The organism is uncultured Veillonella sp. (genome assembly GCF_915069625.1).
Lineage (GTDB): Bacteria > Bacillota > Negativicutes > Veillonellales > Veillonellaceae > Veillonella.
Map to the genome: position 1 here is coordinate 1 of NZ_CAJZFD010000055.1, position 10,726 is coordinate 10,726.

15 protein-coding genes and 2 pseudogenes are annotated in these 10,726 nt (G+C 35.3%); 15 read left to right on the top strand and 2 right to left on the bottom strand.

Going from position 1 to position 10,726, the window contains the following annotated elements; translation table 11 throughout:
- The 14 genes and pseudogenes from QZ548_RS04275 to QZ548_RS04330 all read left to right on the top strand — a co-directional run.
- Window positions 1–362, top strand: a 362-nt coding sequence (locus tag QZ548_RS04275) for a hypothetical protein (RefSeq protein WP_295868587.1), incomplete at its 5' end; no start/stop codon positions are given.
- Between the two features lie 35 nt (window positions 363–397).
- Window positions 398–523: pseudogene (locus QZ548_RS09020) on the top strand (RHS repeat-associated core domain-containing protein); the annotation flags it as partial.
- Between the two features lie 126 nt (window positions 524–649).
- Entirely contained in the window at window positions 650–925 is a 276-nt protein-coding gene (locus tag QZ548_RS04280) for a hypothetical protein (RefSeq protein ID WP_295824000.1), read from the top strand.
- Between the two features lie 218 nt (window positions 926–1,143).
- Window positions 1,144–1,608: a hypothetical protein gene (locus QZ548_RS04285; protein ID WP_295824002.1), complete on the top strand. Its 465-nt coding sequence runs from the start codon at window positions 1,144–1,146 to the stop codon at window positions 1,606–1,608.
- Between the two features lie 25 nt (window positions 1,609–1,633).
- Complete coding sequence (locus tag QZ548_RS04290; protein WP_295868596.1) at window positions 1,634–1,939, top strand: AHH domain-containing protein; 306 nt, start codon at window positions 1,634–1,636, stop codon at window positions 1,937–1,939.
- 14 nt (window positions 1,940–1,953) lie between these two features.
- Window positions 1,954–2,403, top strand: coding sequence for a hypothetical protein (locus QZ548_RS04295; RefSeq protein WP_295868590.1), 450 nt, complete (start codon window positions 1,954–1,956; stop codon window positions 2,401–2,403).
- Window positions 2,404–2,753: 350 nt separating this feature from the next.
- Window positions 2,754–2,831: pseudogene (locus tag QZ548_RS09025) on the top strand (RHS domain-containing protein); the annotation flags it as partial.
- Window positions 2,832–3,046: 215 nt separating this feature from the next.
- Window positions 3,047–3,346, top strand: a complete 300-nt coding sequence (locus QZ548_RS04300; protein WP_295824005.1) for a hypothetical protein — start codon at window positions 3,047–3,049, stop codon at window positions 3,344–3,346.
- A gap of 297 nt (window positions 3,347–3,643) precedes the next feature.
- On the top strand, window positions 3,644–4,078 hold the full coding sequence (locus tag QZ548_RS04305) for an SMI1/KNR4 family protein (RefSeq protein WP_295824007.1): 435 nt from the start codon (window positions 3,644–3,646) through the stop codon (window positions 4,076–4,078).
- A 179-nt stretch (window positions 4,079–4,257) separates the two neighbouring features.
- Window positions 4,258–4,491, top strand: coding sequence for a hypothetical protein (locus QZ548_RS04310; RefSeq protein ID WP_295824009.1), 234 nt, complete (start codon window positions 4,258–4,260; stop codon window positions 4,489–4,491).
- A 45-nt stretch (window positions 4,492–4,536) separates the two neighbouring features.
- On the top strand, window positions 4,537–5,037 hold the full coding sequence (locus QZ548_RS04315; protein WP_295868593.1) for an SMI1/KNR4 family protein: 501 nt from the start codon (window positions 4,537–4,539) through the stop codon (window positions 5,035–5,037).
- Window positions 5,038–5,145: 108 nt separating this feature from the next.
- Window positions 5,146–5,469 (top strand): sel1 repeat family protein, encoded by a 324-nt coding sequence (locus QZ548_RS04320; RefSeq protein ID WP_295824013.1) that lies wholly within the window; start codon window positions 5,146–5,148, stop codon window positions 5,467–5,469.
- A gap of 133 nt (window positions 5,470–5,602) precedes the next feature.
- Window positions 5,603–6,187 carry a hypothetical protein gene (locus tag QZ548_RS04325; protein WP_295824015.1) on the top strand — a complete coding sequence of 195 codons (585 nt, stop codon included), beginning with the start codon at window positions 5,603–5,605 and terminating at the stop codon, window positions 6,185–6,187.
- 378 nt (window positions 6,188–6,565) lie between these two features.
- The gene (locus QZ548_RS04330) at window positions 6,566–7,789 is read left to right on the top strand and encodes an MFS transporter (protein WP_287533556.1); all 1,224 of its coding nucleotides are present in this window, start codon (window positions 6,566–6,568) and stop codon (window positions 7,787–7,789) included.
- A gap of 186 nt (window positions 7,790–7,975) precedes the next feature.
- On the opposite strand, the gene QZ548_RS04335 is transcribed toward QZ548_RS04330, so the two are convergent.
- Window positions 7,976–8,773 (bottom strand): hypothetical protein, encoded by a 798-nt coding sequence (locus QZ548_RS04335; protein ID WP_295824017.1) that lies wholly within the window; start codon window positions 8,771–8,773, stop codon window positions 7,976–7,978.
- Window positions 8,774–8,916: 143 nt separating this feature from the next.
- Here QZ548_RS04335 and QZ548_RS04340 point away from each other — a divergent pair, with 143 nt between their 5' ends.
- Window positions 8,917–9,468, top strand: a complete 552-nt coding sequence (locus tag QZ548_RS04340; RefSeq protein ID WP_295824019.1) for a GDSL-type esterase/lipase family protein — start codon at window positions 8,917–8,919, stop codon at window positions 9,466–9,468.
- 179 nt (window positions 9,469–9,647) lie between these two features.
- Here QZ548_RS04340 and QZ548_RS04345 read toward each other — a convergent pair whose 3' ends face one another.
- Window positions 9,648–10,625: a hypothetical protein gene (locus QZ548_RS04345; RefSeq protein ID WP_105093665.1), complete on the bottom strand. Its 978-nt coding sequence runs from the start codon at window positions 10,623–10,625 to the stop codon at window positions 9,648–9,650.
- Window positions 10,626–10,726 lie beyond the last annotated feature (101 nt).

Sequence of the window (10,726 nt, forward strand, 5' to 3'; positions counted from 1 at the left end):
TTAGTTCTGCATATTTCCCAAAAAGAAATTATATAAAAGAATATCTTATAAAAAATTTAAACAGCAAGCATCATAAAATTATCTCATGGGTATTGTATGGATTAAAAGGAAAACATTATAAATCAGAATCAATTGAAAATTTACTAATACATAAACTAAGCCAATTTAATGAAAAATCTTATATTTACAATGAAATTATTGCATTTTTAATTTCAATTAGTTCTAAAAAAGTTATCCCTTATATTGAAAAGACACTATTCACTCAAAGTAAAATCGATGATGAAATTTATACTGAACTTAAAAATAATTTATCGGATGAATTTGCGGAATTAAGAAAAAAATTATTGGAAGAATTTAAATAGTTTCTTGACGTACGCCTCAACCGCAAACCTGCTTCCGCCTGCAAAACCAGTACGCTGACCGTGAGACGGGGTTGCATTACAACCCGATGCGCTATTATGAGCCTGAAGTGGGTCAGTTTGTGAATCAGAATCCGATTGGGTTGGAAGGTGGAGAGAATTGATAAAGCAACAGGACGTCCTAAAGGATATGCTGATCCACAAGGAACAGGACATGGAAAGTACCCGCATATAAATATTAGACGTCCGGATGGGAAACAAATGCGTATTGATATTATAGGAAGATAGATATGTTAAATTTAACTAATTTACAAACAAAAGGATATGATGAACTTATTGAAATTGATGGAGAGATTGTTTATCAAGTATTTGCTATTAAGAAAAATAATGGAACTTATACCACATATTACTATACAGTACCAAAAAATAAATTGGATCAGGCTGAAGATTATGAGATAGAAGAATTTAATGAATTTAATGAACTTGAATTAGCTATAAAACATATTCAATCAAAAGGAGCTAATCTATCAAGATTTAATATATTTAAAGGTAACAAGCCTCTTTAAGACCTTTTTAGACCATAGGTTGGGTCGAGCCCCAACAATACATCAAGGTCGTCTAAAATCAATTCTCAGATGACCTTCCCTATGATTTTTATCCAAAAAATACTGACAAAGGTATGCCTGGGAAAATAGTCGGTCAGCCATCACCAATGAAAATGGTGCGCGCTACCGCTTTGCCTACGAAGGCCTCGACCGATTGATTACCGAAAATGGAGATAAATATGCCCTTCCTGAAAATTCCCTATAGAGATTATCCTAAAGAAGGATTGTTCAAAAAACTTTATCGAGAAAATATCTATAAAATAGAGGAATTTAAAGATGAATTTAAGTATTACGAATATACCCCAATAGAGAAAATTATTATTGATGAACATAATTTAGTACCATTCATCTTTTTTTCACCAGAAGGAATAAATTATTTAATGCCTAAAATTATTGATAGCATCAGCAATGGCATTAGAAATGATGATATTCCAGTAAATATAGAAGAATTTATTATAAATATACCTGCCGCAGAAAACATCACTCACGCTTTAAATCTCTTAAAAAAAGATGAGCTTATAATTCTAAAAAAGTATTTAGAAAAAATATTATTTGGGAACTCATCAAATTTGATACAGCAAATAGGTGAACATTCTTTATTCAGAAGTATTGAATATCTCGAAAAGTTAATAAATAATTCCTAAATCTACTTATTATTTTGTTAATCGAATACATAAGCTAAGGTTTCTAGAAAAACAAGGATTATTTAAACTTAATGGAAAAGGTAACGGAATTATGTTACCGGAATCTCTATCTAAAGGGACTACCCGTTCTAAACATAAGGGCTATCATAGAGGATATAATCAAGCAATTATGGAAATAGTAGATAATATTGATAAAAATTCTAAATGTGATAGAGAAAAGGCCAGAAAAATTCAATCATTACAATCCAAAATTCATAAGGCACTTAAGTCAGGAAGTATGTCTTTATATAAACCGACAACAAAACAAGATTGGATTAATTACTTAACATAATAAGGAATAACATTATGAATATAATATTAGGATTTATAAAAAATAATTTACTAGAAGTATCAGGTAATTTTCAAAACAGCCGATGGAAAATTATTCAAGATATTTCAGTAGCACAAAGATATGCATATCAGCAGTATGATTTAGAGACTGTTTGGGCGGATTCGCGTGAATCAAACTCACTAATTTTAAAGCTATCTACAGATGAAGATGACAATTTTTGGGATGAATATGCTGTTCCTGCAATTGAAAAAAAATTGAATTCCTTGCACTTAGAGGAGGGATTAAAAGATAGTTTATTTAGTGATATAGATGCCGATTTATTTAATTGTTATTTAAACAACAAATATAAGAAAAATTATCCTATTTGGAATATGATAGAAGATGCTTATTTTAAAGGGTTTTGGCCTTGTGGATGGGAAGGTAAATATCCTGAGGGGAAGCTTGTCGTTTTTAAATTAAACTAGCTTAAATAAAAAACATGATAATCGCTATCTAGATAAAGCATTGAATCCAACGCAAGATTTTCAGACGGTCTTTAATAATCAGATTAACAGCAAGCCGTAGCCTACACAAAACCTCCAGTTCTGACTAGGGGGAGCGGAACGCACGCGGTTTTTGCTTTTCAGACAGTTTCAGTCGACCTCGAAAACCATACTCGCTTCGTTTGGGGCGACAGCCATATACAGCAAGAAGCCAGATCGGACGGCAGATATACCTATATCTACACCGATTCCGGCAGCTACGACCCCTTGGCACAGGTATGCAACTGGACCAACGAAGATAGCGAAAGACGCAACAAACCCACTACTTCCACTGCGACCAAATCGGCATCCCAAGAGAAATGACCGATAAGGACAGCAATCTGTTGTGGTACGGCGAATACACCGCCTGAGGGCGTCTGAAAGAGGAAACCAAGGTAACAGATAGCGCATACCAGCCCTTCCGTCTGCAAATCCTCAGGATTTATTGGAAGTTGTGTTGATAAGGATACAGGCGATGAGACTCTGACAGAATGGGGAATAATTCATTAATCTAAAAAAGGAGCCTATATTGTTCCTGCATTGCCTGATATAACATAAATTCTATATTTTATTTGGGGAATTAATTATGAAAAGAAAAGAAATTATTTTAAGTATGCAAACGGCTTTTCTTGGAGCAATTTGTAAGAAAGTCAGACTTATTGCATTTGATATGACTGAAGAATTATTTACTCTTTATGTATATATTGATTCGCCACTGACAGATGATGAGTATGAAGCAATAGATAGTGCTGTTACAGATGTATTGGCTGATTTTCCAAATTTTCTATATGAAAAAATATGTATTATTGAAAATAATGATAATATTCTTTTATTGAATATGTATAAAGGATGTTTTTTTATGCGATTTGAAAATAAATTTGATTAAATAACTCGTTATCCCTACCGTTCAAGATAACCGCCTGAAAATCTACAACGGCACAAGTTACTACTACGACGACCTCGGCAACCTCTTATTGTTCGGCAACTACACTAGCTGGGGTCGTCTGAATGAGGAAATCAAGGTAACGGATAGCGCATACTAGCCCTTCCGCTTGCAAAACCAGTATTGCAATCGTGAAACAGGAAATAAATGTGGCATTGATAATAGAGATGAATTTAATCAATGGAAGCGCGAGTTCTGGTACGACCAAGCTTTAAAAGAATTATCTAGAAGAGGTATTAAATGATTAGCTACGAAACAATGAATTTACTTATTAAATATTTTCAAGATTACCCTGAGCTTAAAGGGATACCCGCTAGTAGTGAGGAAATTAAACATGCTGAAAATATTTTAGGAATAAAATTTCACGATGATTACATTGAATTTATTAAAAAATTCGGCGGCGCAAGCGCTGGTTTGGATATCCATGCTTTCCATAATTCAACATTAATTGGAAAAGAAACAGTTATCGAATTAACTCAGGGATTTCAAAAACTTTTAGGATTACATGAACAACCAATGAATAAACTTTATGCAATATCAGATGATGGTTCAGGTAATCCTATTTTAATGGATCAACAGGGACATATTTTTATTTATTACCATGAATCATCGGAAATGGAAATGTTATATGAATCACTTGATAGCTTATTTAAAGAAACATTGTTGGGTGAATAGCTAGCAGTAGCCCACACAAAACCTTCAGTCCTGACGTAGGGTGTGCGCGGTACGCAAGCGGTTTCTGTTTTTCAGACGACCTCACTATCCTCTTTAAGGTCGTCTGAAATATTGGTTCTTTAAGAATCTCATTACCAGTCATTTACAAAATGTAGTTTCTCGAGGAGCATTATAATATTATGGAAATTAAAAAAGAGTCTAACGACTATATTATTAAACTTAACAACCATGAAGTCTTAGTTTTTTTTGAATGGCTTGTTAAGTTCGTTGAAAATAATCAAATTATTGATGAAGCTGAGCAAAAAATACTATATGACTTAGAATGCTTATTAGAATCCACATTAGAAGAACCTTTTATGGAGAATTATAAAGATCTAATACATATAGCTAAAAAATCTATTATCAATAATTAGCAAGCTGTAGCCTGAACAAAAACTCTCAGTCCTAAGGAGTATTTTATGAAAATCAAAGAATTAATTGAAAAATTAGAACAAAAAAGTAGCCATCAATTCTTGAAAGCGGTATCAAAACCAGAATTTGCTTTTTCTTTGCCAAAAGATTTAGAATTCTTTTATGAAAATTATGAATATGCTATTCTTAATATTAATACTTCTTGTGAGATAAGAATCAGTTCACTTTCAGAATTGCAACCAACAAACCAAATTCTATATCCAGCTGATGATGTTATTTGGGAGGAGTTGGCAGATGATATCAGTAATGATTGGTTCATGATTGCATCTTCACAAGAGCTAAGTCAATATATCAGTATAGACTTAAACAAAAAAAGATTTGGTTTTTGTTATGATAGTTTTATAGAAACTCATGCTACACCTGATGAGTCTCCCATTATTGCGAAGTCATTTACAGAACTACTGGAAAAATTGGTTTCAAATGAAAAAGAATGGTTTTGGTTAGATTCTTCTTTTCAAAGCTATGGTGATGCTTATGAAGATGAATAAGTAAGTTGTAGCCCGCATGAAACTTCCAATCCTGACGTAGGTCATGTGCGGTACGCACAGGTACACCCCTTTAATATCATGTAAACAACATCCGGAAAGAAATTTAAAATGACTAACTTTAAATCAACAGGTAGTACTTATTGGATTTCAGATGAAGAAATTCAAATTCTCGAAAAGAACGCTACTAATGGCGATAAAAACTCAGCATTCAAATTATATCAATACCATATGTTTGTATCTTTAGATCGAGATTTGGAATTTAAATGGCTAGAGATAGCGGCAAAAAATGGACATCCAATTGCCCAATCTAATTTAGCTGATTTATTTTTCACACAAGGCAATAAAGAAAAAGCCATATTTTGGGCTAAAAAGGCATATAGAAATGGTGCCAAACTACCAGACGAATTAAAAATATTGATAAATATCAATTAATTAATAAGATTTAGCGGATTATCATTACAAACCCAAAACTTCTGGAGGAGGATTAAGAAAAGAAGCCAAGAAATTTCTTAGAAAATTGAAAAAAGTAGGTGAGAAATGCCCTTAAATTTTTAGGAGAATTTAAATGGAAAAAAATGGATACGTTAATTTTAACTTTTTAGATAGCAAAGCCAATATAAATAATATATTAGTTGGGCTAGATTTAGACTATTCAAATAAAGTGATAGCGCCAGATGGTCATGAGTTAGCATTAGTTGCTTTTATACCAATTGAAAATCTATTAACTATTGCACCTCAATTTAAAACAGATTTTCAGGATATGGAATATAAAGATAAAGCAATTTACGTTTTTTCTTATTATGATAAAGAAGATTATTTTCTTGACTACATTACTGAAATTGACGATGCTATTCAAGGATACACAAGAGTTATCGTCGGAGATAAAAATCAGTTCAAGTTTAACCTAGATAAATTTTATCCAATTAATCCTATTGAGAATTTAGATGAAATGAGTTTTCTAGGAGGACAACCTGAATATTTACAACAAGAGAGTGATGATTTTCTAGAAAAATATATTTTCATAGGTCAAATCTTAGGAATGAATCTGCCTGAAGAAGTAAATGAAATTTTTTATCTAACTGAGAATATCGGATATATTTTTATAAATCGAGATCTATCTGGTGGATTATTCTTCGTTCAAACAACTTAAACAAAACTAAAAAGGATTTAACCAGACCAAAGAAGACGGAGAAAGCAACTAATGCGAAATAGCTACTATTTCCGCCACGACTTAGAAAGCCCTTTAGGTTATCGCCTAGAGGGTTTTATATATAGCTTTAATCTCGTACTTGTGCTATATTATTCGTATAATATAAATCTTTAAAGACCAGTTGGGCCATTTGTTGCCTGTTGCTCGTTTCTTTTGATTTATTAATATACTTGGTAAGGCAATTGGAGCCCGTTCCTTGTATAATACTAGAGAGAACCCTTTATCGTTTTGGTAACGGGTTCTTTTTTAGTTTGAAAAACTCTTTCTATTTATAGTATGATAGCTTTATATGTTATTTTTCTGTAGAAAGGAGCTCGTATGAATCGACTTAGTTTCTCACGAACTCAGATTTTAATTCTCGTCAGCGTGTGGCTAACATTTTTGATTAGCTTTGTTATGCGTTTATCTTGGGCATCCTTGATGCCTATCGTTAATGAGGCCTTGAGCTTTACGCCTCAAATGGGTACAGCCTATTTATCCGCCTTTTATATGGGCTATGCCATTATGGTTCTACCAGGTGGTATCTTAGCGGATCGCATTGGTTATCGTTACACCATTTTGGTAAGCTTACTTGCTATGGCAGTTATTACGGCATTGATGAGTACTATAGATAATTACACCTATGGATGGGTATTACGATTCTTATTAGGTATTGTATCTGGTCCGGTACAAGCATCTTGTTTAAGTGCTATTGGGGATTACTTTGGGCCTAATCAACGTGGTGCAGCCGTGGGTATCTTCATGTCCTGTACATCCCTTGGATTGACTACTGTAAACCTTTATGCACCATATGTGGCAACTAATTATGGTTGGCAAAATGCATTTCTTTTAACAGCAGTATTACCAATCCTTGTTTTCATTCTTAGCTACTTTACGGTTCGTAAGCCAAGTGCTGAGATTTTAGCTCAACGAGAAGCAGAGGTGAGTGCTACATCTGCTCATATAGGGGAAAAGACTTCTTTAAAGGAAAACTTGTTACATGTTTTGAAGAATCGCAACATTTGTTGTCTTGCCTTTGCAGGCTTCTTTGCTACCGGTGCTACCTGGGCGGTGGCGCAATGGTCAAACTTGTACATGGTTAAACAGCTCGGCGTTAATGCCATCTATGCAGGTCATGTAATGTCTGCCTTTGGTTTAGCCGCGCTTATTGCGAAACCGACTATCGGTATTTTGTCCGATATATTACCGATTAAGAAGAACCATTTGGTGGCGCTTGTTATGTTCTTATTTGCACCAGCATTGATCCTCTTTGCGAGCACCACAAATCCAGATATGCTCTTTATAACAGGTCCAATTCTTGGTATTGGTGCTTTCATGCATAGTGCTTTAACAAATGCTCTCGTAATTCAATCCGCAGCACCTCATTTACGCGGTACAACTGCAGGCTTTGTAAACTTGTTTAATCAGATTGGCGTTATGTTGGCACCTATGATTTTAGGTAGCATGTTAACAGCTACAGGCAGTTATCAATCTGCATTGATGACCCTTGCCATTGCACCAGTTATCGGTGCTATTGCATTGTTCTTTGTACGTCTTAAATAATGTGAAAGCATCATACAATAGGTTCCTCTGATTGTATGGAAACAAACAAAATATGAAACAAAAGAGACTGAATTAGATCTCCTAATGAACTGCACCCCAAAAATTGGACACAATTTTGGAGGTGCAGTTCAAAATAGGGGACAGTTCAGTCTCTTTTTATACGTTACGAGTAACTATATTTTTTGATTATGGTTTTTGCGGTGCATGATAATCAGGTTGAGGTCTCCAATCACTCATAGGTGTATTTGGATCGGGCATGTCCTGATTTTGAATGTCGAGAATCCAATCACTAGGTCGAGGCCCTTGAGGCGGTGGTGGTGGAACGGGTCCATATATACCTAATTTAGAAGGAAATAACCGTGGTTGATTAGATGTATAAGGAGATTCTAATTGGTTTAGCGGTTTATAGATACCTTCTGGTGGCTGAACTCCAAATAATGGCCTACCTTCTGTTGGAGCCGGTGTACTCAATGGTTTATATGGACGAGGTGGTACGTATGGGTTCTTAGATGTATAGGTAATACGCTCTAATTCCAATGCATTATGTAAAATAAATTGACCTATTTCAGCTACAGGAGAACCCTTTGTAGCGACGTGAGCACCTGTAGATAGAACAGAACGCTGATTATTAGCAGTTTCTATAGGTGCGCCATTTACTTGGTAGAATTTCGCCGGTGCTACATGCCAATCCATGAGGTAAATATCTTTAGATGTATTACCACGATGGTATGTATAATTAGTTGAATAATCAGCAATAATATTCTGCTTTTTATAGAGACTAATTGTACGAGCGTGAAGCGTACTATATGTAGGACCTGACTGTGCTAAGCTAAGTGTACTTAAGTCGATATACACAGTCTCCGAAGGGCTATTATAAGCAACTTGGTATTGAGTAGGCTTGTTCTCTAATTCATATTGTGAAATCGCACTAGCTGATTGTAATGTTGCTAATGCTAGTATTAAAAAGGGATATAGTTTTCTCATCTTTGACCTCTCTTATGTGGAATTAGTATACCATAGTCAAACATGTAATTCTATAAAAAATGCATATAAAAATCCATAGTATGTATATTGTATATAATTGTCATTTTGTTATATGATTAATGCATAGTACAGGAGGTCTAGATATGGAAATTATCTGTTTTGGCGATAGCATCACCCGCGGTTATGATGTGCCTTATGGCCAAGGTTGGGTTGAAATTTGTGATGCATCTATAGAGGGTGTACATTTTACAAATTATGGTGAAGACGGCTGCTCCGTTCAGGGCATGATTTATAACATTGAAAAATGGCTACCTACAGCTGTAGCTGATTCAACGCGTCATATCTTCTTAATGTGTGGTACTAATGATATTTTGCAAGGTCGAGATAGCACATATGTGTTCAAGACCTTGGTGAAAGCTATTGAACTAGCGAGCACAAAGGGGAAGGTTATTATTGGTTTAGAAACACAAATCGATAGTGATATGGATGGACTCGACATTGTGGTGCGAGAGGTCAATGAACAACTGAAAGCCTATGCAGCAGAGCATGATATAAAGTTTATAGATTTCTATACAACCTTATACGAAGCGGATCAAATAGGCCAAATTGTCTTTGCCGGTGAAGTACATCCTAATGCAAGAGGCTATCGTTTGATGGCCTATAAAGCGTTAGAAGTATTTACAAGATTATCGTAAAAAAATAAATATAAGAATTCAATTGGTAAGATGCATAAAAAGAATTCAATTGGTAAGATGCATAAAAAAGCCCCGAATGAGATATCTCATTCGGGGCTTTGGTGATTTATATAGTCTTTAGGTGTGAAGGCTTGTAGCTTTCACCATTATAGTTAATTCGTAACGAATTATAGTTAGAATTAGCGAGTACGTGCGTTAGATACGCGAGCGGATTGTGCAATTGCGTATGCAGTACCTTTAACTAAATCGTAAGTATCAGCAGTGTTGCCCGATACTGTTACAGCTGCTACAGTGTCGTCAGTTACTGCGAACAATGCAGTTGCGTAAGGGTGTTGTGCACCATTTGGAACTGTTACAGCACCAGATTTAACAACGATGTAACGGTTGCCGTTGTTGAATACGTCGTAATGAGCAGCTTGTTTTACACCATCATAGCTTTCATTGTAAGCGAACAATGCAGCTACTTCACCGCCTGCTACTTGACCAGTTTGTTGCATGGAACGCAATTTAGCAGCTGCTACAGCTGTTGGTTGAGTCATGTTAACAGTGATACGCAAGGAGTTGTTGTTTACAACTGCTTCAGTGATTACGTTTGTAGAGAATACATTTGCAACGCCGTCGCCAGCACGGTTGTAGGAGCTAGCAGTTTTCACTTGGTAGCCGTTAGTGTATGCAGGCAAGTCGTAAGTGTAAGATTTGCCGTTCAACAACAAGTCGAATGCGTTTAATTGGTTAGTTTTATAACGGGAAACATATGCACTGCCGTTACCATTAGCTGTTACGGAAGTTACAGTTTCTTGGTATACAGGTTGGCTGTTAGTAGCGATAGGGTCCATGATTTGAAGACCTACAGCTGTTGTTTCAGGTGCTACGAAGATTGGATCGCCTAATTCTTTAGATACAGGCATTTGTTGAGCCATGTCACCTGCTGTGTAAGGTACCGCTGGTAATGGTTTGTAACCAGGGCGTGGTGCGCTTGTTACATAACCAGATTGGTACGCTGGTGTAGCTGCTTGAGGTGCAGCGTAAGTATATTGCTCAGCTGCAGCGCGTTCGTAAGCACGTGCATTAGCATCAACAGATGCTGCGAAAGCAGAGAAAGACATAGTTGTAGCTGCGAATACTGCGAAAGCAGCTGCTAAATGTTTTTTGTTCATAATAGTTCACTCCTAAATACATGATTTTTACAAATAACACAAATACTAAAATGTATTATATATGAAATTCTGTTATTCACATGGAGTAGGCTGGGAAAAAG